Source organism: Clostridium sp. DFI.1.208 (genome assembly GCF_024463855.1).
Classification (GTDB): Bacteria; Bacillota_I; Bacilli_A; order Erysipelotrichales; family Erysipelotrichaceae; genus Clostridium_AQ.
Window position 1 is genome coordinate 14,917 of record NZ_JANGCA010000021.1, and the last position, 25,034, is coordinate 39,950.

26 protein-coding genes are annotated in these 25,034 nt (G+C 43.5%); 21 read left to right on the plus strand and 5 right to left on the minus strand.

Annotation, left to right across the window (positions count from 1 at the left end; translation table 11 throughout):
- Positions 1-46: 46 nt before the first annotated feature.
- The 10 genes from ftsX to NE665_RS12160 all read left to right on the plus strand — a co-directional run bounded on the left by ftsX (position 47) and on the right by NE665_RS12160 (position 9,016).
- The gene (gene ftsX / locus NE665_RS12115; RefSeq protein ID WP_220431400.1) at positions 47-955 is read left to right on the plus strand and encodes a permease-like cell division protein FtsX; all 909 of its coding nucleotides are present in this window, start codon (positions 47-49) and stop codon (positions 953-955) included.
- Between the two features lie 422 nt (positions 956-1,377).
- Positions 1,378-2,439 (plus strand): A/G-specific adenine glycosylase, encoded by a 1,062-nt coding sequence (mutY, locus tag NE665_RS12120; protein WP_117443589.1) that lies wholly within the window; start codon positions 1,378-1,380, stop codon positions 2,437-2,439.
- On the plus strand, positions 2,436-3,014 hold the full coding sequence (locus NE665_RS12125) for an NUDIX hydrolase (protein WP_117443572.1): 579 nt from the start codon (positions 2,436-2,438) through the stop codon (positions 3,012-3,014). The genes mutY and NE665_RS12125 overlap by 4 nt, the downstream gene beginning before the upstream one ends.
- A 236-nt stretch (positions 3,015-3,250) precedes the next feature.
- Complete coding sequence (locus NE665_RS12130; RefSeq protein ID WP_178760023.1) at positions 3,251-3,919, plus strand: N-acetylmannosamine-6-phosphate 2-epimerase; 669 nt, start codon at positions 3,251-3,253, stop codon at positions 3,917-3,919.
- Between the two features lie 197 nt (positions 3,920-4,116).
- Entirely contained in the window at positions 4,117-4,839 is a 723-nt protein-coding gene (locus NE665_RS12135) for an amino acid kinase (protein WP_021420106.1), read from the plus strand.
- Positions 4,840-4,922: 83 nt separating this feature from the next.
- Complete coding sequence (locus NE665_RS12140) at positions 4,923-5,114, plus strand: hypothetical protein (protein ID WP_002608058.1); 192 nt, start codon at positions 4,923-4,925, stop codon at positions 5,112-5,114.
- Positions 5,115-5,163: 49 nt separating this feature from the next.
- Complete coding sequence (locus tag NE665_RS12145) at positions 5,164-5,580, plus strand: GNAT family N-acetyltransferase (protein WP_117443570.1); 417 nt, start codon at positions 5,164-5,166, stop codon at positions 5,578-5,580.
- A gap of 506 nt (positions 5,581-6,086) precedes the next feature.
- A complete protein-coding gene (locus NE665_RS12150) occupies positions 6,087-6,716 on the plus strand; it encodes a redox-sensing transcriptional repressor Rex (protein WP_117443569.1) in 630 nt (209 codons plus the stop codon).
- Positions 6,717-7,001: 285 nt separating this feature from the next.
- Positions 7,002-8,342 (plus strand): asparagine--tRNA ligase, encoded by a 1,341-nt coding sequence (gene asnS, locus NE665_RS12155; protein ID WP_347285927.1) that lies wholly within the window; start codon positions 7,002-7,004, stop codon positions 8,340-8,342.
- A gap of 86 nt (positions 8,343-8,428) precedes the next feature.
- The gene (locus NE665_RS12160; RefSeq protein WP_117443567.1) at positions 8,429-9,016 is read left to right on the plus strand and encodes a GNAT family N-acetyltransferase; all 588 of its coding nucleotides are present in this window, start codon (positions 8,429-8,431) and stop codon (positions 9,014-9,016) included.
- Positions 9,017-9,184: 168 nt separating this feature from the next.
- Here the strand turns inward: NE665_RS12160 and NE665_RS12165 are convergent, their stop codons facing one another.
- From NE665_RS12165 to NE665_RS12185, 5 genes are all read right to left on the minus strand, one after another.
- A complete protein-coding gene (locus NE665_RS12165; protein ID WP_117443566.1) occupies positions 9,185-9,508 on the minus strand; it encodes a helix-turn-helix transcriptional regulator in 324 nt (107 codons plus the stop codon).
- Between the two features lie 807 nt (positions 9,509-10,315).
- A complete protein-coding gene (locus NE665_RS12170) occupies positions 10,316-10,645 on the minus strand; it encodes a helix-turn-helix transcriptional regulator (protein WP_117443564.1) in 330 nt (109 codons plus the stop codon).
- A gap of 356 nt (positions 10,646-11,001) precedes the next feature.
- Positions 11,002-11,223, minus strand: coding sequence for a hypothetical protein (locus NE665_RS12175; RefSeq protein ID WP_256302545.1), 222 nt, complete (start codon positions 11,221-11,223; stop codon positions 11,002-11,004).
- Positions 11,220-11,399, minus strand: a complete 180-nt coding sequence (locus NE665_RS12180) for a hypothetical protein (RefSeq protein WP_117443563.1) — start codon at positions 11,397-11,399, stop codon at positions 11,220-11,222. The genes NE665_RS12175 and NE665_RS12180 overlap by 4 nt, the downstream gene beginning before the upstream one ends.
- A gap of 85 nt (positions 11,400-11,484) precedes the next feature.
- Positions 11,485-12,405: an Rpn family recombination-promoting nuclease/putative transposase gene (locus NE665_RS12185; protein WP_256302546.1), complete on the minus strand. Its 921-nt coding sequence runs from the start codon at positions 12,403-12,405 to the stop codon at positions 11,485-11,487.
- A 390-nt stretch (positions 12,406-12,795) separates the two neighbouring features.
- Here NE665_RS12185 and NE665_RS12190 point away from each other — a divergent pair, with 390 nt between their 5' ends.
- From NE665_RS12190 to NE665_RS12240, 11 genes are all read left to right on the plus strand, one after another.
- On the plus strand, positions 12,796-13,623 hold the full coding sequence (locus NE665_RS12190) for a LicD family protein (RefSeq protein WP_117443561.1): 828 nt from the start codon (positions 12,796-12,798) through the stop codon (positions 13,621-13,623).
- A gap of 27 nt (positions 13,624-13,650) precedes the next feature.
- Entirely contained in the window at positions 13,651-14,943 is a 1,293-nt protein-coding gene (locus NE665_RS12195) for an N-acetylmuramoyl-L-alanine amidase (RefSeq protein ID WP_117443560.1), read from the plus strand.
- Positions 14,944-14,976: 33 nt separating this feature from the next.
- The gene (locus tag NE665_RS12200; RefSeq protein WP_117443559.1) at positions 14,977-16,830 is read left to right on the plus strand and encodes an ABC-F family ATP-binding cassette domain-containing protein; all 1,854 of its coding nucleotides are present in this window, start codon (positions 14,977-14,979) and stop codon (positions 16,828-16,830) included.
- Between the two features lie 16 nt (positions 16,831-16,846).
- Positions 16,847-17,845, plus strand: coding sequence for an NADPH dehydrogenase (locus NE665_RS12205; RefSeq protein ID WP_117443558.1), 999 nt, complete (start codon positions 16,847-16,849; stop codon positions 17,843-17,845).
- A 106-nt stretch (positions 17,846-17,951) separates the two neighbouring features.
- Complete coding sequence (locus tag NE665_RS12210; protein ID WP_117443557.1) at positions 17,952-18,620, plus strand: hypothetical protein; 669 nt, start codon at positions 17,952-17,954, stop codon at positions 18,618-18,620.
- Between the two features lie 28 nt (positions 18,621-18,648).
- Positions 18,649-19,593 (plus strand): cell division protein FtsZ, encoded by a 945-nt coding sequence (gene ftsZ, locus NE665_RS12215; protein ID WP_117443556.1) that lies wholly within the window; start codon positions 18,649-18,651, stop codon positions 19,591-19,593.
- A 30-nt stretch (positions 19,594-19,623) separates the two neighbouring features.
- Positions 19,624-20,568, plus strand: coding sequence for a WYL domain-containing protein (locus tag NE665_RS12220; protein WP_117443555.1), 945 nt, complete (start codon positions 19,624-19,626; stop codon positions 20,566-20,568).
- Positions 20,546-21,790, plus strand: a complete 1,245-nt coding sequence (locus tag NE665_RS12225) for a PD-(D/E)XK nuclease family protein (protein ID WP_117443554.1) — start codon at positions 20,546-20,548, stop codon at positions 21,788-21,790. The genes NE665_RS12220 and NE665_RS12225 overlap by 23 nt, the downstream gene beginning before the upstream one ends.
- A 79-nt stretch (positions 21,791-21,869) precedes the next feature.
- The gene (locus NE665_RS12230) at positions 21,870-23,288 is read left to right on the plus strand and encodes a spore germination protein (RefSeq protein ID WP_118654715.1); all 1,419 of its coding nucleotides are present in this window, start codon (positions 21,870-21,872) and stop codon (positions 23,286-23,288) included.
- Between the two features lie 60 nt (positions 23,289-23,348).
- Entirely contained in the window at positions 23,349-23,699 is a 351-nt protein-coding gene (locus tag NE665_RS12235; RefSeq protein ID WP_117443552.1) for a hypothetical protein, read from the plus strand.
- 72 nt (positions 23,700-23,771) lie between these two features.
- Complete coding sequence (locus tag NE665_RS12240) at positions 23,772-24,977, plus strand: diphosphate--fructose-6-phosphate 1-phosphotransferase (protein WP_008819701.1); 1,206 nt, start codon at positions 23,772-23,774, stop codon at positions 24,975-24,977.
- Positions 24,978-25,034 lie beyond the last annotated feature (57 nt).

Here is a 25,034-nt window from a genome sequence, read left to right on the forward strand (position 1 = left end):
TGCTAGGGTATCATTATTAGGTAAGAGAAATATGAGTGATGAGCCTATGAAAAAACTTTACAGATATATTAAATTCCATCTAAAAATGACCTATAAAAATATCGTCCGGCATTTTGGCCTGACATTTTCCGCATCGGTTGCAGTAGCGATAACCCTGATTCTGATATCGGTATTCATGCTGTTAACGAGCAATCTGAACAGCTTTACGAAGCATATTGAAGAGCAGGTTACCATACGGGCAAGTATTGATACCATTGTAAAGGATAAGCAAAAGCAGCAGCTGCTGCATGCAATCGAACAGATGGATACCGTTAAGCATGTGACCCTTTCCACCGGAAAAGAAGAGCTGGAAAATTACAAAGCGGAATTTCAGGAGGATTCCTCCATGTTTGATATGTATGAGGGAAAAGCCACGCCGATTCGCGACACCTTTCTGATTGAGGTGAAAAACGGAAAGGACATCCAAAAAACTGCGGATTTGATCAAGGAAATGAAGGGAATCGTATCTGCGGAATATGGCGGTGACTCCACCAGCAGCATGATTTCCACCTTTGAGAAAATTCGGGAGGGTGGTATGCTGTTCATCGTCTTCCTGATTGTAATTGCAGTTTTCCTGATCTCTAATAAAATCAAGATGTCCATTTATACGAGAAAACAGGAAATTGCCATTATGCGTTTTGTCGGTGCCAGTAACTGGGCAATCAAATTTCCAATGATGCTGGAGGGTGTGTTCATTGGCTTACTGGGAAGTCTTGTCCCTGTACTGCTGACGATCTTTGGCTATCAGTATGTATTTGACACACTGGGCGGTACCTTCATGAGCAATATGTTTGTACTGCAAAAGGTATATCCAATGACACTGGAAATATCAGGCGTTTTAATTCTGATTGGCGTACTTGTCGGTCTTGTGGGAAGCTTTTTCTCCACTACCAGATATCTGCATTGGAAGCGCTGATGCATGCACAGCAGAAACATAGCGGATCATCATAACAGAACGTACACTCGAGCCTGTCTTCCTACTGACTATAGAAAGCTTATGAAAAAGGAAATCCGAATTTCTATTGCGTTATACAATGGATTGGATTTCCTTTTATTTATTCATAAAGCAGGTGCTTCTTCAACCATTTATCTGCTGCTGTACGCTGAGTCTTCATATAATGATCCATATCCTGTCAAAGGCAAGGCTATCATGATAGCCTATAAAGTCAAAAGGGCACTGGAATATGTTTCTCATCCTTATCCATCCTACGTTCATTTCCATATCCTTTCATTTTACCCTGTGCTTTTATGCGATGACTTATATCCTGAAGCCGGAATCTGCGCTATTCGGTGGCTTTTTCTTTGCCTGCCATCTTTGCCATGTGCTATAATAAACGCATGAAACTACAACATGATAAAAAGAAATTTACAGAACAGCTGTTAAGCTGGTACGATCACAATGCACGTGTCCTGCCATGGAGAGATGATGCTTCTCCTTATCGCGTCTGGGTGAGTGAGATAATGCTCCAGCAGACGCGCGTAGAAGCAGTAAAGCCTTATTTTGAACGCTTTTTACAGGCATTGCCATCTCTGGAGGCTTTAGCGCAGGCAGATGAGGACACACTGCGTAAGCTGTGGGAGGGCCTCGGCTATTATAACCGTGTCCGCAATATGAAAAAATGTGCAGTGGAATGCATGGAGCACCATAACGGTGTACTTCCGGATACCTATGAGGAGCTGTTGAAGCTTCCGGGAATCGGTGCCTATACAGCTGGAGCTATCGCTTCGATTGCCTATAAGCGCTGTGTTCCGGCAGTAGATGGGAATGTTCTGCGTGTGTTCAGCCGTGTGCTTGTCAGCGAGGATGACATTTTGAAGGAGCGCACAAAGAAAAAATTTCAGAGCATTATACAGGAATATATACCGGGAAACAGAAGTGATGCCTTTAATCAGGCTCTGATGGAAATCGGCGCACTGGTATGCGTGCCAAATGCGGCTCCCCGCTGTAATATTTGTCCGCTGGCAAGTGAATGCATGGGCTATCAGAGCGGAGCGGCACACCGGCTGCCCAACAAGACGGCTGGAAAAGCCAGAAGAATTGAAAAAAAGACAGTGCTCGTGCTTTTGTGTAAAGATAAAATTTATCTGCATAAACGAGAAGAGCAGGGACTGCTTGCAGGGTTGTATGAATTTATGATGCTGGATGAACAGAAAAGCAAAAAAGCGGTAATGCAGGAATTTCAGGACCATCTTCTCCGCGTGGTCCCCTTGCGAAAAGCAAAGCACATTTTCTCTCATGTGGAATGGCATATGAACGGATTTCTGTTGGAGCTGGAGCAGGAGGTCGTGGAGGGGATCTGGTGCACGAAGGATGAGCTACTGGAAACCTATGCGATACCTACGGCGCTCAGGGTGTACAAGGAAGCCCTGCTGGCATGGATGGGAGGTAATTCTTTATGACGCTATATGAAGAGCTAAATACCTATACGCCCTGCAATATGCAGGAGGAAGCAGATCGAAAGGTTATGCTGCGCTATCTAACGGATTTTTCCAATGTCTACACAAGAGATAATGTATATGGACATATAACCAGCAGTCCATGGATTATCAATGCGGATACGTCAAAGGTACTTATGATCTATCATAATATTTATGATTCCTGGGGCTGGTGTGGCGGTCATGCGGATGGGGATCAGGATTTGATCCATGTGGCATTGAAGGAGGGAAAGGAAGAAACCGGACTGAAAAAGCTGCAGCTGTTAAGTGAATCCATTCTGGCAATCGATATTCTGCCGGTTCCTCCGCATGTGAAAAGAGGGGCATTTGTATCCTCTCACGTTCATTTGAATGTTACCTATCTGTGTCAGGCAGATGAGCAGGATACGCTGTGCAGCAAGCCGGATGAAAACAGCGGTGTCAAATGGATTGCAGTGGAGGAAATCGATCAGTATGTGACAGAGGAGGATATGAAGCCGGTATACCGGAAGCTTATGGAAAAAAGCCGCAGTCTTCTGCGTGCAGGTTTATGTGAATAAGCATGTACAAAAGAGCATGCGTATCCCAGCGAGTGCAGAAGCAGCTTATGAAAGCAAGGGATGGAACAGACCTTCACATACCGGGCAGCTGTTTGTTTTTCGATGAAAATGTTTAAAGATGACAGGGGAGCAAAAGCACTGAAAAGCATGAAAATCATCTAGGAAAGGGAAGACAAACATGTGGAAAAGGATTATACTGTATATGTATATCAGGAAAGGTTGGTCTTAATATGAACATGCTGGAACAAATTAAAGGTGGACTTGTTGTGTCCTGTCAGGCATTGCCTGATGAACCACTGCATTCTTCCTTCATCATGGGAAGAATGGCACTTGCGGCAAAGCAGGGAGGTGCCGTAGGAATTCGTGCGCAGAGCAAGGAGGATATCATCGAAATCAAAAAAGTCGTTGATCTGCCTGTCATCGGAATCGTAAAGCGCAGCTATCCGGATAGTGATATTTACATCACCGCAACCAAGAAGGAGCTGGATGAGCTGTTTGAAACAGGCTGCGAAATGATCGCTATGGATGCGACGCTTCGTGATCGTCCAAATGGGGAAAAGCTGGAGGATCTTGTGAACTATGTGCATGAACACGGCGTTCTCGCCATGGCAGACTGCTCAACATATGAAGAATGTGTGAATGCGGAACGCATTGGCTTTGACTGCGTATCTACAACCTTATGCGGATACACGCCATATTCCAAAAATGTGGATGGTCCAAATCTTGAGCTATTCAAAAAGCTGGCGGAAACGATCAAGGCTCCGATTCTTGCGGAAGGAAAAATCAATACGCCGGAGGATTTGGCTGCTGTGTATGAGGCTGGTGCTTACAGTGCAGTCGTCGGTGGTGCTATCACACGTCCAAAGCAGATCACCGAGCGTTTTGTGAAGGTCTTGAAAAAGTAAATAAGGAAGTATCGCGATAAAGATACCAGTGCTTATGTGCAAGCATGCACGTTTAAGCTCCTCGGTATCTTTTTCTTTATTGCTCGTATTTGGCTGAAATTATCTGAAGCAGGGGATAAAATCCAGGAAACTGGGCGAAAAAACCGCACATTCTGACAAACTTTGACATATGGTATAAGGAATGTGGGGTTATGCATATGAACATGAAAGTAATGAAATTTGGCGGTACCTCCCTGCGCAGTGAAGCGACCAGGAAATATGTGTACCGTCATGTGCTGGAAAGCAGCAAGACAAATAAAGTGATTGTTGTGGTATCGGCCATGGGCCGCTATCCGGATGCGTATGCTACGGATACCCTGCTGTCCATGGGCAGTGAATTTCTCACCAGACAGGAAAAAGCCAGACTGGTTTCTATGGGTGAGCAGCTATCTGCATTAAAGATATGCAGTGAACTTCTGGATATGGGAATACGGGCGTATGCGCTCCCTTTTTTCGATTGCGGAATCCTTACCGATGAGAACTATGACTATGCGAAGGTGCTGAAGCTGGATCATACCGGAATCCGCAAGAAGCTGAACAGCTATGATGTGCTGGTTGTCGGCGGCTTTATCGGTATCTCCCCCAGCGGTCATGTGACGACCCTTGGCAGAGGCGGCAGTGATTACAGTGCGGTACTGTTTGCGGATATGCTGGATCTCAAGGAAGTGGATATTTATACTGATGTGGATGGTGTCTATGACAAGGATCCCAAGCTGAATGAATATGCTATCAAATACGATAAACTGACCTACGACGAAATGCTGAATATGAAATCAAGGGTATTGCATGACCGCTGTGTCAACTATGCAAAGGACCATCATATCCGCATATATTTAAAGGGAACCTTCTCCACAAGTCTTGGAACGATCGTTGAAGATTAAATCTTCTTACAATTCACGAACAATCGTATCAAATATTGGATTGTTTATAGGGATTGTGTTACAATAACAACGAGGTGATCCGCTTGAAGAACATTATTTTGGTAAAGTATCTGGATGATGATACCAAGGCGAGAAGAATTGAAACGGCACTGGCTGAAACCAGAGTGGATTTTCAGGTAAATCTGGAAAAGCAATGCGTCATTGTGGAGGGAAACTCCGATATGGTAGCCGTTGCCAGAAAGGTTATCAATGACCTTGGCTTTATGATTATATAAGAAAGGGCAGCTATGTCGAGGTTGCCTTTTTTCTTGGATGGGAGCGTATATGATTGAGATAAAAACAAAGGATAATGAGCAGGACTACAGATATGTGCGTATTGAGGTATTCATGAAGGAACAGGGGTTTCAGAATGAATTCGATGAACTAGATGCGATTGCCGTACATATTACTGTTTATGTGGATGGCATTCTTGCGGGCTGTGCACGCTGTTTTCCAAAGGAAGATGAGAAGGCGTGGGTCTTTGGACGAATTGCGGTGCTGCCGCAGTTTCGACATCAGGGTCTGGGCGGTGTTCTGCTTTCCGAGATGGAGAAAATCGTTCGCAGTCAAAAGGGAAGCCGCTGTATTTTGGATGCACAATGCCGGGCCTGTGCGTTTTATGAAAGCTATGGCTACACTGTATGCGGAGAAGAGCATATGGATGAGCATGTTCCTCATGTTCAGATGGAGAAGCTGCTGTAGGCAGGTTTTGCAAGGGCTGTAATGGAAAATGGAGCATTGTATTTTATTGGATGCAAGCAATGAGGGGGCAAAGGAAAATGCGATGGAATTCAGGATATGCAGGAAGCTAGCGATGCGTTGCCATCTGTAAAAATACAGGGATGGAAGGAAGCAGAAGAGCCAGTGTTCTGTAACGGAGAAAGAAAAGCGGACCTGTTTTTATCCTGTGAAGGAGCAGGCAAGGTCTTGCTGTGATGCCGGTTTATGACTGCAAGCGTCTGTATGAATTTATACAGGGGAAGGAAAAAGCAGTCGCCTTGTGCTAATCATGCAAGGGAACTGTCATTGGGATGGAAAGCATTCCATTGCTACAGCAGCCATTCTGTTTACTGAAAAATATCACGCCGCTGTGTTTCGCTTTGTGCACTTCTGTGTTCGCAGGAAATTTGCCTTTTCAAAAAAGTTAAATATGCTAGTTTATTCACAAAGTTAAAAAAGTGTGCTATACTATGCAATAGGTGATAAACATGACAGAGAAAAATGTGCCAAAGGCAACGCTGCAGCGATATCCTGTCTATCTGAAGGCATTGCGCAAGCTGAAAAGTTCAGGTGTAGAAAGAATCATGTCCAAGGAACTGGCCAGTGTCGTCAATATTGAACCGACGACGATCCGCCGTGACTTTTCTTTTCTGGGAAATCTGGGAAAGCAGGGATATGGGTATGATGTCAATCGGCTGATTGAAATTTTTAATCAGCAGCTCGGTATGGATTTTGATGAAAAAATCATTCTGGTTGGAGCCGGAAATATGGGGCGGGCACTGATGAAGTATAATAAATGGGATTATGTGGTAGGTGAGATTGCCTGTGCATTCGATGTCAATCCAGACCGTCAGGGTGTACGTTTCGGTATACCGGTATATGATATTGCGGATTTGGAACAAAAGGTCCCGGATGGTTGCCGTATCGCTATTCTGGCGATTTCCGAGAATATCCAGCAGACGGTCGATCGCTTGATTGCCTGTGGAATCACAGGATTGGTGGATTTTACGCATGAGCATATACAAATTCCAAAAGGGGTTGTATTAAAGAGCGTGGATGTGGTATCATCTATACAGGAGCTGGTCTTTGAGACCAACAATCTAAATGTAGAGCGTTGAAGCAGAACAGAGTAAATTACGCGCAACTAGCGAATGCAGGAAGGTGGAAGCTGCATGCATACGGATTTATATCTGAACGGCTGTGGAGCTGAACCGGAGAATAACAGTAGACGGTTTCGTGTGGGAACGATATATCCCAGGAAAGATGCTCATGCTTTTACGCATGGGAATCAGGATGGCACCGCGTACAATACGTTCCTGAAAGGGAACGTTTTTTTGTGCCATAAACAGGAGGAAATGAATATGTTTGAATTTATGACAATACGCGAACTGTATGAGATCGTCATGAGCGGCTCTCATGTGGAACAGGACAGCATGGAATATGTGCAGCTGCAGGGCTGGGTTCGTACAAATCGCTGCAGCGGCAAGCTTGGCTTCATTGAGCTGAATGACGGAACGTATTTCCGAAACGCGCAGCTGGTGTATTTACAGGAGCTGAAAAACTTTGCGGAGGTGGAAAAATATCCAACAGGTGCCGCAATCACCGTAACCGGAAAATTCGTACTGACACCGCAGGGCAAACAGCCGTTTGAAATTCAGGTTACCGAAGCATCTCTGGAAGGGGACTGCGATCGTGATTACCCATTGCAGAAAAAGCGTCACAGCTTTGAATATCTGCGTGAAATAGCACATCTGCGTCCGCGTGCCAACTCCTTTTATGCAATTTTCCGTCTGCGTTCTGTATTATCCATGGCGATTCATGAATTTTTCCAGGATCAGGGCTTTGTGTATGTACATACACCGATCATAACGGGAAATGATGGCGAGGGTGCCGGTGAAATGTTTAAGGCAACGACACGGGACGATGCAGATTATGAACAGGATTTCTTTGGTAAGGAAGCATTTTTGACGGTTACCGGACAGCTGCATGTCGAAGCGTTTGCTATGGCATTCCGCGATGTCTATACCTTTGGCCCGGCCTTCCGTGCGGAAAATTCCAACACGAGCCGTCATGCCAGCGAGTTCTGGATGATTGAGCCGGAGATTGCCTTTGCGGATCTGGAGGATGATATGAACCTGATTGAGGATATGGTGAAATACTGTATCGATTATGTTCTGGAAAATGCTCCGGAGGAAATGAAATTCTTCAACACGATGATTGATAAGAGCTGCATTGAACGCATCACAAAGGTACGCAATTCGGATTTCAAGCGCATGACATATACGGAAGCAATCGATCTGCTGTTACAGGCAGATGTGAAGTTTGATAACAAGGTGGAATGGGGGATGGACCTGAATTCCGAGCATGAACGTTATATCTGTGAAAAAATCGTGGATGGTCCGGTTTTCCTGACTGATTATCCTAAGGATATCAAGGCATTCTACATGCGTGTCAATGATGACGGGAAAACCGTGGCAGCGTGTGATTTGCTGGTACCTGGGGTTGGCGAGCTGGTTGGCGGCAGTCAGCGAGAAGAGCGTTATGATGTTTTAGAGCAGCGCATGAAGGACATGGACATGACAACAGACAGTCTGCAATGGTATATGGATTTGAGAAGATACGGTGGCTGCAAGCATGCCGGCTTCGGTCTTGGCTTTGACCGTTTGTTGATGTATCTGACAGGAATGCAGAATATCCGTGATGTGGAGCCATTCCCGCGTACACCGAAGAATCTGTTATTTTAAAAGCTGCGGCCATGGATACGTCCATGGCTTTCTTGTGAGGGGAGGACTGTGCTGGTTTCACAGTCTGTGGGGAGGAAAGGAGCATCATGAAAACTATACGGTTTGCGCAGCTGTCGGATGCACCGGCACTTCTTTCCATCTATGCGCATTATGTGAAAAACAGTGTGATCACCTTTGAATATGATGTTCCCTCCCTGGAGGAATTTGAAGGACGCATGATGAAGATTCAAAGGGAATATCCGTATCTGGTATGTGAGCTTGATCAGAAAATCATAGGCTATGCCTATGCGCATCGTCATATGGAGCGTGCTGCCTATCAGTGGAATGTAGAATTATCGATCTATCTGTTGCCGCAGGTACAGCACCGCCAGATTGGAAAGGCACTGTATACGGCACTTTTGGAGGTATTAAAGCTGCAGGGTCTGCAGACGGCGATTTCCTGTATCACGCTGCCCAATGAGGCAAGCCTCGCACTGCATAAAAGCTTTGGCTTTACAGAAATCGGAATACTGCGCAATGCAGGCTATAAATTTGATGCATGGAGAGATGTAATCTGGTTGCAGAAGGCACTGCATGAACATCCTGTACCTGTAGCGGAATGGAGCAGCATTGAGCGTCTGGATTATATTCGCATCATGGAAATATTTCATACCGCATGTATGATTATCATATGAACGACCGCCAGCTATAGAGCAAGCGGCTTCTAATGAATGCATGCGCATTCATCAAAACGTTTTTTCGTGTTCAGATACACGTAACTGGTACGTTCACAGTACCTCTACAAATCCAAACTTAAATAAAAAGCTGCCGAATCAATTTCGGCAGCTTCATATTTGTAGTGTTTAATTTTTACAGCTGCTATCCAGCAGCAGTTCGATCAGCTTCAGGATGGCCTGCTTCTGATCCTTTGTCAAAAGTCCCCATTTCTTTAATAAATTCTGTTCTTCCAGCTCGTGCTTTTTCATAAGTGCTTCATCGTAGAAGAACTCACTCAGTGTCATATCCATTGCGATCAGCAGGGATTCCAGCGTAGGTATCGTCGGAAGATTATTTTTGCGGAATAAGGAATTGATCGTGCTTTGTGCAACATCCGCTTTCTGCGCGAGCTTGTATTCCGTAAGATTATGCTGCTTCATCAGTACTTTTAGCTTCTCTAAATAATCCATGGCGACCTCCTGTCCTGTATCTATTGTAATACGATAAAACGTTGTAAAACTAACGCAAAGGCGTTATATATAACGTATAAACGTTAGTATTAACGGAAAAATGTTAAATATGTCATGTTAAATGAAAAGAATGCAGAAATTCAGGGATTTCGATTACTGGATGATCGCTATAGTGAAAATGGGCTTTTTATAGAGCATCTTACATACTCCTATACCATATCCTTTGCCCGTATATCATGCTTATACTGCGTTTCTCATGTGCCGGCTCGTGGTGTACATAATGATATCGGCTAATGAGCTGCACGAACTTCATTATGTACTGATACCTGTTGTGTAAGACTGCTTAGCGCAAACGGATGATGAGCGCTGTGGTATAGAATAGCTTGTATTCAGTGGCTGCATTCAGAATTTCATGGCGTTGCTTTACGAATTGTGTATATGGAATGTAAACAAGATGGAAAGGCGAATCAAGTAGGGCTTCTGTTTTTCTTTATTGCGTTATCCGAAGCAAGTGCTTTGCGTATTCCTTTCCCTTATACGATAAGCATGCAGTATCAGAAAAAGAATAACGCTTCTATATCCGGATCAAGGGAAACAGCAGGATGGCATAGCAGCCGTTGCACATCATCACAACGGTGGTGGAGAAAAGACAGGCTGTGTAATGGGAGTGCTTGCTTGCGACAACTGCTCGTGGATGTCTGTGCAGCACAGACACAGGATGCCGATAATGAAATGCATAGCAACGCAAAAAAAAATCACTGCCGGAAATCCTCGCAGCAGCAGTGGTCTTTTATCGTGCTTCTTTTATCAATGAGCCCTTTTAGAGCCGGTGTTTAACAGCAGATCAATAAGCAAGAGTACCCCGTTTTTCTGCTCTTTTGTCATGAAACTCCATTTACTCAATAAGTTTTGTTCTTCCAGTTCATGTTTCTTCATAAGCGCATCATCGTAGAAAAATTCACTCAGGGTCATATCCAGGGCTTCCAATAATGCCTCTAATGTTGAAATCGTAGGAAGGTTGTTTTTCTGGAATAAGGAATTGATGGTACTTTGCGGTACATCCGCTTTCTTAGCCAGTTGATTTTCATTGAGCTCATGCTGCTTCATAAGAAACTTTAGTTTTTTCAGATAATCCATGACAATCTTCCTCCCTCCATATGTATTGTAATACGTTAAAACGTTATAAAAATAACGAATAGACGTTATATTAAACGCATTACCGTTTGCATTAACGAAAAACCGATATATATGTCGAGTTATATGGAAAGGCTATATATGGAGGAAATACGGGGGATAACGATTGTATCATACAAGCAGAAATGTGAAAAATGAGTCATTACGGTTTCCTAACATACGTAAAAGAGAAAGCACCCATTATATAAGGTGGATGGTGTTGTTTATAGGCGGTTTTATGTATTATTTTTTACTTTCTACTTGACCCTTGAATTCCTGAAAAGTATCACAGGTTAAAATGAGATTGGAGATGTCTCAATTTATTCTGCTGTCAAAGTGCAAAGCCATGTCGTATGATCCTCATGATATTTCATTTCTATGAGTTTGTGTAAGCGTTGCCTGTCTTCTTCCATCTTTCCCGCTGCTTTTCTCTTTTCAAAGCTGTCCTCAAAGTCATAGCGGTAACGTGCTTCTCTCAATTGAATCGCCATTGCGGTTGACCACAGCTCGTCATTCTTCTGTATTTCCTCGTACTTGTTCACTTGGTGCCTTTGGGTATGAATACCTTCATCAGCCTCTCTTTTGACTTCAGCTTATCATTTTTTTCATTACTTTCAAACAGATACACCAGCTGTTCAAAGTCATTCAACCTTTGGATTTTCTTTACCTTTTTCAGTATATCAACCACATAGATAAAAATGATATTTGTATGAACCATATGAAAAGCCTCAGCACTTCATGTGCTGAGAACCTTTTGTTTACGGTATAGAAAAGAAATTCACAATTATTATGTATAGAATAACTTATTTCGCATCAGTTTTATTTAATTGCTTTTTGACAGCTTCGAAGGTGTCACATTCCAGAAGTAAGGTGGATACGATATGCATCTGTTCCTCCGTTAATGCCTGCAGCCACGTTGCACAATCCTCATGGTACTTGATTTCAATAAGTTTGTGTAAGAGCTGTCTCTCTCCTTCCATTTTTCCGGCAGCTTTTCCCTCTTCAAAGCTGTCACGCAAGCCGTTGCGATAACGTGCTTCTCCCATCTGAATCGCCATAGCCGTTGACCACAGCTCATCATCCTTCTGCATTTCCTCATACTTGTTCATGAATACCTTCACCAGCCTTTCCTTTGACTTCAGTATATCATTTTTTTCATTATTTTCAAACAGGTATACCAATTGTTCAAAGTCATTCAACCTCTGCATTTCTTTCTCCTTTACGATGTCATTGATCACCGGCATATGTACAAAGGTACGAAGGATGAGCGGATAGCCACTTTCCTCTTCTCCCTGCTCATTGCGCATCTGATATTGATTGATCAGATTTCTGTTGTTCCATGCATATTCATCGATGAATATGATTTGATAAACCGGCTTTAATTGATCATAGAATTCACCGCTTTTCAGCTGATTATTCAATGCTCTGGCTCCGTAAAATTCAAAGCGCATCATTTCCGCTATTCCCTTGTAGGTCGTCTGCATCTCAATATTGAAATGATGATTCTGTTCATCCTTCACATGGACATCCAGAATGATGCGCTTCTTTCCGATGATGCCCGGATCCAGATTGGGATTGAGTACGGTGCTTTCCTTTACCCTGATTCCGGTAACACGTTCAATAATGGTGTTGCGTGCGTACACGGAGCCTTCATCCTCACGGGAAAGGGCGTACTTAAAAAATAGATCGTTACGGTAGTTGAGTTGATTCATTGCATTTGACATTTATATGTCCTCCATTCTGTAAGGGCTCCTTACCCCCTTCTATACGTATGGAAACTGTCAAATTCCTAAAAAATCCGCAAATTTTTGATTTTTTGTTATATTTTTATGTAAAAGGGTATTTCATAGCAGATCGATAAACAATACGCTCCTCAGGACGGTTTAGCATGATGCGGATTCTCGTATTCATAGTGTTTACTTCACATGCTTTATGGTTGTTCTGCACTCCATGACGCATTTGGACTACAAAAAAAGTCCGGTTCTTTCAAATATTACCGATGACTCTGTTATTTTAGTGATCTCGCATCATGGTTTCTTACCTTTTTGTGATATTTTTTGAAAACCGTTGTGTTCGTTATCTTTATCTTCTATAATATAACATGGTGATTTATAATGAAAGAGTACATATTAAAGACAAAAGAAGATGGTACCAGCATTACCGTTCGGGATGTACAGCTCGTACTTCTGGAAATGCTGAAGAATATAGATGCATTGTGCAAAAAGCATAACATTCGCTACTGGCTGACCGGGGGAAGTGCCCTTGGGGCAGTCCGGCATAAAGGCTTTATTCCATGGGATGATGATGCGGATATCGGAATGCTGCGCGAGGACTATGAAAAATTCCAAAGGGTGGTTCATGAATTGGGCGATGCCTATATCACGCAGTGCTTTGAAACCCACAGCGAGTATAATGTGCTGGTTCCGCCGATGAAGGTACGAAAAAAAGGCACCTATTGTGTGGAATACAACGCTCTGTTAAAGAATAAATGCAAGGACAGTGACGGCTTGTTCATTGATATTTTCGTACTGGATCACGTAAGCGAAAACAAAGCAAAGGATTTTATATGGCGTGTGCGCAATGGTATTCTGATGGTTTTGATTGCCTTCTTTGAGAACCTGCACTGCAATCCGCTGCTTTTAAAGCGCCGGTTTGTACGCAACGCGAAAAAATACGGGGAGATCAATAAAAACTCCGCGTTGATTGGCTATGATCTGACTTGGACCTTTAATTCCTTTTTTCATCCGGTTGTATACAGTATGGAAAGTGTTTTTCCTATCCAGTATATGGAATTTGAGGATGCCATGCTGCCGGTACCGAAGCGGCCGAAGGATATGCTGGATGTTGAAGTATCTACTCAGCATATGAGCTATCCGCCGTTAAAGGATCAGGTACCCAAGCATATCAAGGATATTGAACTGCAGATTACGCTTGAACGATGACATCATTTAGAAAACGGAGGGATATTCATGGCATACGCACCTCGACAAAGAAAATATAAGGTACGCTGGAAAATTGCAGTACCGCTGATTCTGCTGGTTGCACTCGTTTTGTATGCAGTCGCAGGACTGCTGTTTCCGCAGAAAAAGGAAGAAGCTAAAAAATTCACTGTCTGCGGCTTGAACAGTGAAGAAACGATACATTTGTTAAACAAAAAGGCTGCCGATACGATGACGGTCAGGGACTATGTCTTTTATGGAGAATCCTTAGGGCTGTATACGCAGACATATGATGCGAAAAGCGATAAGGATGAGCTGGCAGGAAAAACAGTGGAGCTGCATAACCTGTGTACAGATGAAACCATTCCGATGACAATGGATTCCACAGCGGATCAGAAAATCACACTGGAGGATCTCAATCCCGGCTATTATGAGGTAACGGTTATTGATAATCTGGTGAAGAAGCGGGTTATCTTCGATCGCACGCTGCATTCGGATGCCTTTACCACGGTTCAGCGCAAGGGAAATGTCCATGAGATAAAGCTGATTGCAGATCAGGACCTGTTGAAGGATTACGATATCAGGCTGGATCAGAACTATCTGTTTTTATCTGTGGAAAAAGCCAAGCCCAAAGAGGGAGATATTGATGTTCTGCTGGACCCCTATGGAATGAATACGGATCTTACCTATGTCCCGGATGAGGGAAATAAAGGGAATGGAATCACAGAATATAAGGAAACCTACAAGGCAGCCGTATGGATGAAGGAAGAGCTTGAGAAATATGGTCTGCGGGTGGAAATAACGAAAAGCGAAGCGTCAAAGCAGCCGAAGCCTGCCTATGGAAAAGACGGCAGACTGGCTGACGGGTATCAAAAGCATGCACGCTATTATATTTATCTGCGATTCAATACGAATCCCGATGAGAGTGTGAGCGGTGTGGAAATCTGGCACAGTGCCTACAGCAGCCCTACACTTGGGAAAAACATTATGTACGGTCTGGAAAAGAAGCTGAAGATGAGCGGCAGTGCTTATACGGATGCGAACAATCCCGGTGTCGGAGCGAGTCCGCTGATCAGCGGCGGCTATGATATGTATTCCAATATCCGGGAAGCGGGTGGACGTGCAACCATGGCAGGAAAGGGCAGTGAAAATGCCCGTAAGGAAAACCAGACCTTTGTGGATGCGGACGGCATGCAAGGGCTGGAAATAGATTTTGCCTATGTATCAAATAAAGAGGATGCCGATAACTGGCGGAAGAACGGGGAGAAGATTTCACGACAGGCAGCTGCCTCCTTTGCCAGCGGTATCAATGCGGCCAAATAAATTTTACGAATCTAACAAAAGAAGGTGGAGATGATGAAATATCAGATTCATAAAGGAAGCAAATATTACGGTGCTACGACCGTATTTGAGAACATACAGTTTGAAGTAAGAAATACAGAGAAAATCGCCATTGTCGGAAGAAACGGCTGTGGAAAAACAACGCTGCTGCGTGTGATTGCGGAAACGGAATTGCTGGATGCCGGAGAAATTCATAAGGAAAACAAGCTGCGTATCGGATATTTGGCACAGACGACCTTTGCGGATGAGAATGTCATCGTTGAGGAGGAAATGGAGCTAGCCTTTGAACAGGTGAAGGCGGTTGGAAAACGGCTGGAGGAGCTTAGTGAACGGATGTGCAGTGACCACAGCGAGGCTGTGCTGAATGCCTATGCGGATGTACAGCAGCGCTTCGAGGAGATGGGCGGCTATACCTACCGCAGTGAAATGATGACGATATTCACGAAATTCGGATTTCAGGAGGAAGACCTCAAACGTCCGATTGCAACGTTTTCCGGAGGACAGAAGACACGGCTGGCATTTGTGAAGCTGCTGCTGAGCAAGCCGGATGTCCTGCTGCTGGATGAGCCGACCAACCATCTGGATATTGATACGATCGAGTGGCTGGAGGGCTATGTGAAACGCTATCCCAAGGCAGTTGTCCTCGTATCCCATGACCGTATGTTTCTGGATGATGTCGTGGATGTCGTCTATGAAATCGAATACGGCGTCATGCGGCGGTATCCGGGAAATTACAGCAATTACGTGAATGTGAAAAAAAGTGATTTGGAACAGCAGAAAAGCGCTTATATTCGCCAGCAGAAGGAAATTCAGCGAATGGAGGAGCTGATAGAAAAATTCCGGTATAAGAAAAACAAGGCTGCCTTTGCACAGTCAAAAATCAAATATCTGGATCGTATGGAACGTATTGAGGATCCCAAAAGCAATGAGAAAAGCTTTAATGCCCGCTTTGTGCCCAATGTAAAGGGCGGTAAACGGGTTCTGGAGGTACAGGATTTAACGATTGGCTATGACCGGCCCTTATGTACGGTGAATCTGGAGGTTATGCAATCTGCCAAGATCGCAGTGATCGGACCAAACGGAAAAGGGAAGTCAACCTTCATGAAAACGCTGATGAAGCAGGTGGAGCCGCTGTCTGGCAGCTTTCTGCTCGGTCATCAGATCGAGGTCGGTTATTTTGATCAGGAGCTTGCGCAGTTCAACAGTGCGAATACCGTGCTGGAAGAGGTGTGGAATGACTTCCCGGATTTGAATCGCACCGAGGTGCGTACTGCACTGGGATGCTTTCTCTTTACCGGTGAAGAGGTTTTCAAAACCGTTGACTGCCTGTCCGGAGGGGAAAAGGTACGGCTGAGCTTTGTGAAGCTGATGCTGTCGCACCCCAATTTCCTTTTGATGGATGAGCCGACCAATCATCTGGACCTCATCGGAAAAGAAGCGCTGGAGGAGTCATTGAAGGATTATGAGGGAACGATGCTGTTTGTTTCTCATGACCGTTACTTTATCAGTAAGCTGGCAACCGCAATTCTGGTGATCGATGACGGGAAAGCGGTCTATTATCCGCTGACCTATGAGGAATATATGAACCGGGATAAGGTTCCCCCGGTGGAAAAGAAGCAGCCGGTGAAAAAAGACAGTGCAAAGCCGGAGCGCTATATCAATTATGGTAAGGAAATCAGTAAGCTGGAAAAGAAGATTGCGGTGAAGGAGGAGGAGCTGGAAGGCCTTCGGGAGCTGCGCTTTGAACCGGAGTATTACCACGATTATCATAAAATGCAGGAGCTGGATGAAAAAATTGATCTTGTTCACAATGAAATTGAAAATCTGATGCAAAAGTGGGAAGAATACAGTGAGAAAGTAGAAAACTAAGAAAGAAGGGATTCACTTGAAGGTTTTTGAAAAAAACAAGCTGGGTCATATGGAGCTGAGCAATCGCATCGGAGTACCTGCCATGTGTACCTATATGGTGAAAACAAAGGATGGTGTGGGAAATCTGCATCATGTTGCGCATTACGATACCCTTGCCAAGGGGCGGCCTGCCTTTATCGTACAGGAAGCAACGGCAGTGAATGCCCATGGCTATATCAATGACGCGTGTCTGGGAATATTTACACCGAGACAGCGTCAGATTTTGAAGGACATCGTGGACTGCGTTCATGCCTATGGAGTGAAAATCGGTATTCAGCTGAATCATGCCGGTATGAAAAATACCTTTGGTAATCAGAAATACGGTGCAATGGATCAGGAGGATGTGATCGGTCTGGATGAGGCCGGTATCAATGAGCTGATTGTGAACTTTGAATTTGCAAGTCGCTGGGCGCGGGAGCTTGGGTATGATTTTGTAGAGGTACATGCTGCCCACGGCTATCTGATCAATCAGTTTTTATCACCGCTCACCAATCAGCGCAGTGATGCGTATGGAGAGGATAGAACGCTGCTGCTTCGCCGTATTGTGGAGGGCTGTCGGGATAATTTTGAGGGGGATATCATCGTTCGTATTTCTGCGGAGGAGTATGAAGCAGGCGGTCTGCATCCGGAGGATATGAAATCTGTGGTACAGGTGATTGAGGATGCCGGTGCTGCTGCGATTTCCGTATCCAGCGGCGGCTTGAACACAGGCGCTGTGCATGCGTACCCGCTGTATCAGATTCCGTATGCGGAAAAAATCCGTACCATGACGACGTTACCAGTCATGGGAGTCGGGTGTATTACAAGAGAATCGGAAATTGAGCAGATCCTGCAGGAGGAGCGCTGTGATTATGTGCTGCTCGGGCGAAAATTGCTGCGTGATCCGTTTTTTCTGTTGAAATGGCAGGATAAGCTGGGATCGCTTCGTGAGGAAGAAATCGGGCAGTGTCTGTATCGAGGAATCCATATGAAATAACATAGAAACAGTCTTCGGGCTGTTTTTTTCTGGGGAAACTGGCGGTGATGTTGGAATGTGTCAAATTTGAAACAACGGATATCGTAATATACAGGCAGGTGATGGTATGTATTTGATAAAACTGTGCGAATTTATAGATGCCCGAATGAGTATGATGGTACTGGGGAAGGAACAGGATTGGATACAAAATCAGCTGTGCAGATGGTGGATTTTTATTACAGGATGTCTTCCAGGGCATTGTAACAGGGAAATCAACAGTATGCACATCATGAAGAAATGTATGGTATATCGTAACCTGAATGTTGCTGTATTTGAAAATCTGGAATATTTTCTCTGGTATGAGGATGAACCTGTTTTTCTTATGCAAAAATCTTTTCATGAGGTATTTAGAGGGTATACATCATTTCTTGCGTATAAGATTACCATACAGGATGTCTACAGCAGGGCATCACAGCTGATGAGTTTGTTTATTAAGAAGCAATGTAAAATTTATGAACACGGTATGATTCTGCATATTGTGTGCGGTGACAGAGATATGGATTCCAACCTTTGCAGCAGCAGTATCCGCATTCTTTTGCGATACGCCTGCTTTCTGGCATTGTATGAACTTTGTTCTGCAGATCATTCTGTTTGGTTCATCAATCCTTTTGTGAAATTGTCGGCAGATCAAGCTGGCATTGTATTGAATCAGATAAACGAGACACATAAGTTGAACAACCGCATAGTCTTACTATATAGCGAAAGGTATGCGTCTAATTTACATCGTGTGTTATGATATCTGTCTGAAAGATAAAGGAGATTCTATGGGAAAGGTCACAATTAAAATTTTTGGTATCGGGGATGGCGGGAATAATGTAATTCGCCATATGCTGCAGCATAGACTGCATGGTGTGGAATATATTGCTGTCAATACCAATCAGCTTGCTTTGCTGCAGCTTTCGCAGGAACATAAACTATTGATTGGAGAAAAGCAGACAAAAGGATATGGTACAGGAGCAGATTCATTATTAGGAAAGCGTGCCGCCATCGAGGCGAAGGAGGAAATCTGTAAAAGAATGAAGGGGGCGGATATGATATTGTTATGCGCTGGTCTTGGAGGCGGTACAGGAAGCGGAGCACTTCCGGTATTTGCACAGCTTGCCAGAGAGCTGCATGCGCTGACCATTGCCTTTGTTACTTTGCCATTTCCCTTTGAAGGAAAAAAACGCATGCGCACTGCCATGGCATCCATGGAAGAAATCTATACGTACACGGATACCTGTATTACACTCTCTAACCGCCATATCCTTCAGCATCTTGGTAATGCCCCGATCACCTGTGCATTTTCCACAGCAAACAGCATCATTCAGCAGGGAATACAGGCACTATACGAGCTGATTACTATTCCTGTTTACATCAATGTTGATTATGCAGATATCTGTACAACCATGGAAAAACAGAAGCATGGGTTTATTGGTGTTGGATATGGAAGCGGTAATCGGAAAGGAGAAGCTGCAGTCAAAGAGGCTTTATCCGCAAGTCTTTTAGAATATGATATCAGGGGACTGCATCATGCAATCGTTCACATATGCGGAAACAGTGATCTGACATTGGAGGAGGTTCAGGAAATTGTCAATTTCATACATACGGAGGCTGGTAATGCACTGGATATCATATTCGGCATGGCAATCAACGAGAATTTAAAGGATGAGGTCATTGTAACAATTCTTGCGGCAGGCGATGATGAAGCTGGTGCGGTGATAAGGTAAGGTGTATAATGGAAAAAAGGGGTAATTATAATGAATAAGAAAATGCTTCCGGTATGTGTCTTGAAAATTCTTGAGGAATACAGTGATTTTTCTCACCCACTTCATCAAAGGGATATTATACGGCTTCTGGAAGAAAACTATCAGCTTGTGATTGCAAGAAAGGCGCTTGGTAATGTACTGCATGAGTTAGAGGAACTGGATTATGATATCCGTTATCAGAATGGATTTTATCTGGAAGAGCGTCAGTTTACGAAGAGTGAACTGCATTTTCTAATCGATAGTATTTTATCTGATGGAACCCTGACTGCGCGGCAGATGCGGGAGATGATGGAAAAACTGCTTGTGAAAGAAAGTGCTCATATGAGGAGAAGCTTCACACATGTACATACTGTTTCTCATGTATCGCATGGGGAAAATCCGGAGTTTTTTTTATCTGTTGAACTAATCGATGAAGCAATTGAGCAGAACTGTAAGATTTCCTTTGATTATTATTCCTACGGTCTGGATTTGAAGCTTCATAAGCGCAGGGAACGTCCATATATCGTGAACCCTTATGAAATGATGGTGTCGAATGGTCATTATTATCTGATAGGCAATTATGATGCCTATGACAATATTTCCCATTACCGAATGGATAAGATACGAAATGTAGTCATTCTGAAAGAAATCCGTAAGCCAATCACACAGATACCGGAATGCAGAAACGGCTTTGCATATCCAAAGCATTTATTGGAGCATATTTACATGTTTGCAGGAGTGAGTGAACATGTGAAAATTAAATTTAAGAACAGTATTATTGATCAGATTGTGGATTGGTTCGGGAATGAGTGCCGCATCGAACCAGTGGATGCGGATGTGTCTTTTCTGTATGTAAAGGTGAACCGCAGTGCCTTGAAATACTGGCTGAAGCAGTATGATGAATTTGCGGAGGAAGTGAAGGAGGATTCAGATAATGACGGTTTGCAAAGGAAATGATGTTTCACATAACTTGTTTGATTATGCAACAAGTGAACTATCGCAGGATGCTTTTTTCTGCTGGCTGTTGAGTTACTCAACGAAAGAGAGTAAGGAAGAACATGGTGATTTATTTAGGGTTTCGCAGCGATTTCTGAAAAGGATGTTGAATAAAGATGATAAAGAGGATCGTCTTGATTATTATGTAATGGATATTGAAAGACAGAGAAAGGTTAATATAGCAATACATGATGCAGATGGCTCGAAGCTTAAAAATAAGAAAGGCCTGGTAGATATCTTTGTGAAGGTGAAGGAAAGTGAGAATAACCTTTATCTTATCATAGAGGATAAGATTGATACATGGGAACACAACCAGTTAGAAGCGTATTATAAAGCAGTACTTGCAGAGAACCCCGAAATATATGATGAAAATAATCTCTACATTTCTTATGTGAAAACAGAATATATGAATAGAACAGAAAGAAATAAAATGTCAGAAATAGAAAAACAAAATATATTTCATGAAAATATAAGTATTATTGATTTCGAAGAGCTTTATAGGATTCTCTCAAAAGGGATCGTAACACAGGATGCTCACATTTATCTGTTTGATTTTATTGAAAAACTTGATCGTAAGATTGAACATACAAAAATAGATATAGATAATAAACAGAAGCTAGAATATATTGGGATTTATAATGGTGCGGTATATCGATTTTTTGATTATCTTTTTGAATCTAAACGTATTAAAAGGGAAAGCTTTGACTGGTGCGGATATGTGAATAATAAAAGAGGAGGCTTTGATTGTCTGACATGGAATAAGACTGAATATATATGGCTTAAACAAAGGGAATGGAAAATGTATTTATCCATGTATTTACAAATGGAAATACCCCGTTATACTAAACTTGATGAAGAAAGAGAATATCTTGTAGCAGTGAAAATGTCCTTGATTTACGAGAGAAACGTGAAGCTGAAAAAACCGGAATTAGAAATACAAAAAAATAATATATTAGATATTCGTGAAAAAATAAATAAGGAAATTAAAGATGAACAAAATAAAGACGTGAAATGGATAAAGTTTGATTATTCAGATAAAAATTTTCGTTTGGGGTCCTCGATGCGAATTGGATGTTTCAGGTTTGAAATTAATAATTTAGAAGATGCAATTACTTTTGGTGAGAAATGTCTTAGAATTAGTAAAAGGTGTTATGAAGAATGTAGGAAGGTGAAAGTTATTTAATTATGGTTTATTGATATCTGTATAACAGGTTCCTGCATAATTTCTTTCATTCTGCACACGATAACAGCAGGTGATGCAAATGAAAAAGGAATATGAGAAACTGAATACCCGCCTGAAAGAGCAAATGCAGACGGATTTAAATTTTGATATCGTCGTAAAACCGCTGCTCGTACAGGGAATCCATATGAATCTGTACTTTGTGGACGGCTTTGCGAAGGACGAAATACTGGAAAAAATGATGGAGTTTCTATTAAAGGCCGATTTGAAGGAATGCGTGCAAACACAGGATATTCAGACCTTCTGTGACTCCTGGCTCTCCTATCTCGAGGTTGATGTGCAGCCGGATTTTGCTGCGATGATTACGTCTGTTTTAAGCGGCAGTGTCCTGATGATCGTGGAAGGCTATGAGGAGGGTATCGTTATTGATGCCAGAACCTATCCCACACGAAGTATGCAGGAGCCGGAGGATGATAAGGTGCTGCGCGGCAGTCGGGACGGCTTTGTGGAGACACTGATTTTCAATACAGCCCTCATTCGGCGCAGAATACGGGATACACATCTGCGAATGGAATATCATACGTTAGGCTCTATGAGTAAAAGTGATATTGTGCTGTGCTATATGGATGGACTAGCTGATAAGGATTTGCTGGATGATATCCGCAGAAAGCTGTCGGAAATCCATGTGGAGGCGCTGACCATGGCACAGGAGAGTCTTGCCGAAGCACTGGTACCGCACAAATGGCTGAATCCGTTTCCCAAGGTCCGCTATACAGAACGCCCGGATGCGGCCAGCAGCAATATTCTGGAGGGAAAGGTTATCCTGATGATCGATAACTCGCCCAGCGTGCTGATCCTGCCAACCAGCTTTTTTGACTTCATACAGGAGGCACAGGACTATTATCTGCCGCCGATTACCGGAAGCTATCTGCGCATCGTGCGTATCATGGTGTTTTTTCTGACACTGCTTGTCACACCGATCTGGTACTATCTCAACTGCAATCCACAGCTGACACCTGACTGGTTGAGCTTTGCGATGATACAGGACCATATGAATCTGCCGATCATCGTGCAGTTTCTGGTGCTGGAATTCGGTATTGATGCGCTGAAGATGGCATCCCTCAATACCCCAAGCTCCCTGAACAGCTCCTTCAGTATCATCGGTGCACTGATTCTTGGTGATTTTGCAGTGAACGCAGGCTGGCTGGCACCGGAAATTATCCTATATATGGCCTTTGTAGCACTTGCGAACTTCACACAGCCAAGCTATGAGCTGGGCTATGCAATCAAATTTATGCGTGTGATGCTGCTGATACTTACCGCTATATCGCCGACCTGGGGATTCTGGCTCGGTATTGCTCTTATGCTGATCATTATGGCAAGCAACCGCACCGTGACGAAAACCTCCTATTTCTATCCGTTGTTCCCGTTTAATCCGCATGATTTCAAAATGATTTTCGCAAGAAAAAAGCTGCGCGGGAAAAGCAGCAGCCGATCCTGAAACTTTTTCTTCCATAATCTGTGAAACGTGATACCATATGCATGAGGATGTGAGTTGCATATGGAGAAAACAATACAGGATAATTTACTGGCGCACCTTATGGAGCTGGCGCTGATGCCGGCACTTCTATACAGCTATCGCGATGGCGGTGTGCTGTACTGGATCGTATTGATTTTGATGGATGACTATATATTGAAGCATCAGGATGTGAAGGGACTGCTGCCGTTGTGGCAGGATGGGCGTTATAAAAAGGATATCCGTCTGCTGTTGATTCTGGAGGGCTGTATGCTGGCCGGTATGATCATCATCGCCTTTAAAAACTGGCAGGTTTCCGCAATTCTGCTTGTGAATGACCTGATTCTTGATTTTATCGGGATTTTTGGGCAGTATAATACAAAGAAAAGCAAATAGGAACTTTAAAAATAGCGGATTATGTGCTAAAATAATGCCGTAATGTTAAATGTTAATAGGAGGAATTATAACATGGCAAATTGTTTAGTTGCACAGTCTGGTGGACCAACTACCGTTATTAACGCTTCTTTGGCAGGTGTGGTACGCGCAAACCAGTTGAACCCTGTATATGACCACGTATATGGTGGATTAAATGGTATTGAAGGAATTCTGGAAGACCGTTTATACGATCTGACAAACATGAGCGAGTACGAAAACAGACTTCTGCGTCAGACGCCGTCTTCTGCACTTGGAAGCTGCCGTTACAAGCTGAAGAGAAACGATGAAACAGATTACCGCAAGCTGGTTGAAATCATGGATAAGCATGATATCGAAATTCTGTTCTATATCGGTGGAAATGACTCTATGGATACGGTTGATGCACTGAGCCAGTGGGCGAAGGCAAACAATATCGACAAGCGTTTCGTTGGTATTCCAAAAACGGTAGACAATGACCTGATGGTTACTGATCACTGTCCGGGATTTGCTTCAGGAGCTAAATTTGCTAATGAAGTTGTAAACGCTACTTGGCTGGACTACAACGTATATACACGTGAAGAAGTATTTATTCTGGAAACCATGGGTAGAGATGCAGGATGGCTTGCAGGTTCTACTGTTGTAACCGGAAGAGTTGACCTGATCGTTCTGCCTGAGGTGGATTTCGATAAGGAAAAATTCCTTGCACAGGTTAAGAAATGCATGGATGAAAAAGGAAAATGCTACATCGTTACAAGTGAGGGTGCTCACTATGCAGACGGTACATACATTGCAGCTGGTGAGGCAGTAAATGACGGTTTCGGACACGCTGTATTAGGTGGTGCCGGGGAAAACCTGAAAAACATGATTCTGGAAGCTGGTATCGCTCCTCGTGCAAAGGTGCAGGATCTGAGCACTGCAGCGAGAAGCTCCAACTTCGCACAGTCTCTGGTTGACGTTACAGAAGCATTTGAACTGGGTATGTCAGCACACAGCAGAAGTGCTGATGGCAAATTTACAGGACACGTAGTTGCCGTACAGAGAGAATATGTGGATGGAAGATACAATGCAAAATTCATCTCCGGACCTGCTGAAAACTTCGCTAACCATGTAAAACATGTACCGGTTGAATGGATTCTGCCGGATTACCAGGGTCTGACACAGGAATTCTATGACTATATCACACCACTGATTCAGGGTGAGCCTACACTGATCATGGAAAACGGAATTCCTAAGACAATCGTTCCGTTCAACAAACGATAAGATTATAAATGAACAGCAAAGAGGATGTGTTCTCATATTGGGAGCATCCTTTTTTTC

Coding starts and splice junctions, on each gene's coding strand:
- NE665_RS12190 (WP_117443561.1), top strand. CDS start 12,796: ATGAAAGAGTACATATTAAAGACAAAAGAAGATGGTACCAGCATTACC.
- asnS (WP_347285927.1), top strand. CDS start 7,002: ATGAGCGGCTCTCATGTGGAACAGGACAGCATGGAATATGTGCAGCTG.
- mutY (WP_117443589.1), top strand. CDS start 1,378: ATGAAACTACAACATGATAAAAAGAAATTTACAGAACAGCTGTTAAGC.
- NE665_RS12200 (WP_117443559.1), top strand. CDS start 14,977: ATGAAATATCAGATTCATAAAGGAAGCAAATATTACGGTGCTACGACC.
- NE665_RS12135 (WP_021420106.1), top strand. CDS start 4,117: ATGAACATGAAAGTAATGAAATTTGGCGGTACCTCCCTGCGCAGTGAA.
- NE665_RS12180 (WP_117443563.1), bottom strand. CDS start 11,399: ATGGTTCATACAAATATCATTTTTATCTATGTGGTTGATATACTGAAA.
- NE665_RS12165 (WP_117443566.1), bottom strand. CDS start 9,508: ATGGATTATTTAGAGAAGCTAAAAGTACTGATGAAGCAGCATAATCTT.
- NE665_RS12170 (WP_117443564.1), bottom strand. CDS start 10,645: ATGGATTATCTGAAAAAACTAAAGTTTCTTATGAAGCAGCATGAGCTC.
- NE665_RS12130 (WP_178760023.1), top strand. CDS start 3,251: ATGCTGGAACAAATTAAAGGTGGACTTGTTGTGTCCTGTCAGGCATTG.
- ftsZ (WP_117443556.1), top strand. CDS start 18,649: ATGGGAAAGGTCACAATTAAAATTTTTGGTATCGGGGATGGCGGGAAT.
- NE665_RS12230 (WP_118654715.1), top strand. CDS start 21,870: ATGAAAAAGGAATATGAGAAACTGAATACCCGCCTGAAAGAGCAAATG.
- NE665_RS12195 (WP_117443560.1), top strand. CDS start 13,651: ATGGCATACGCACCTCGACAAAGAAAATATAAGGTACGCTGGAAAATT.
- NE665_RS12225 (WP_117443554.1), top strand. CDS start 20,546: ATGACGGTTTGCAAAGGAAATGATGTTTCACATAACTTGTTTGATTAT.
- NE665_RS12125 (WP_117443572.1), top strand. CDS start 2,436: ATGACGCTATATGAAGAGCTAAATACCTATACGCCCTGCAATATGCAG.
- NE665_RS12150 (WP_117443569.1), top strand. CDS start 6,087: ATGACAGAGAAAAATGTGCCAAAGGCAACGCTGCAGCGATATCCTGTC.
- NE665_RS12160 (WP_117443567.1), top strand. CDS start 8,429: ATGAAAACTATACGGTTTGCGCAGCTGTCGGATGCACCGGCACTTCTT.
- NE665_RS12210 (WP_117443557.1), top strand. CDS start 17,952: ATGTATTTGATAAAACTGTGCGAATTTATAGATGCCCGAATGAGTATG.
- ftsX (WP_220431400.1), top strand. CDS start 47: ATGAAAAAACTTTACAGATATATTAAATTCCATCTAAAAATGACCTAT.
- NE665_RS12240 (WP_008819701.1), top strand. CDS start 23,772: ATGGCAAATTGTTTAGTTGCACAGTCTGGTGGACCAACTACCGTTATT.
- NE665_RS12185 (WP_256302546.1), bottom strand. CDS start 12,405: ATGTCAAATGCAATGAATCAACTCAACTACCGTAACGATCTATTTTTT.
- NE665_RS12145 (WP_117443570.1), top strand. CDS start 5,164: ATGATTGAGATAAAAACAAAGGATAATGAGCAGGACTACAGATATGTG.
- NE665_RS12235 (WP_117443552.1), top strand. CDS start 23,349: ATGGAGAAAACAATACAGGATAATTTACTGGCGCACCTTATGGAGCTG.
- NE665_RS12220 (WP_117443555.1), top strand. CDS start 19,624: ATGAATAAGAAAATGCTTCCGGTATGTGTCTTGAAAATTCTTGAGGAA.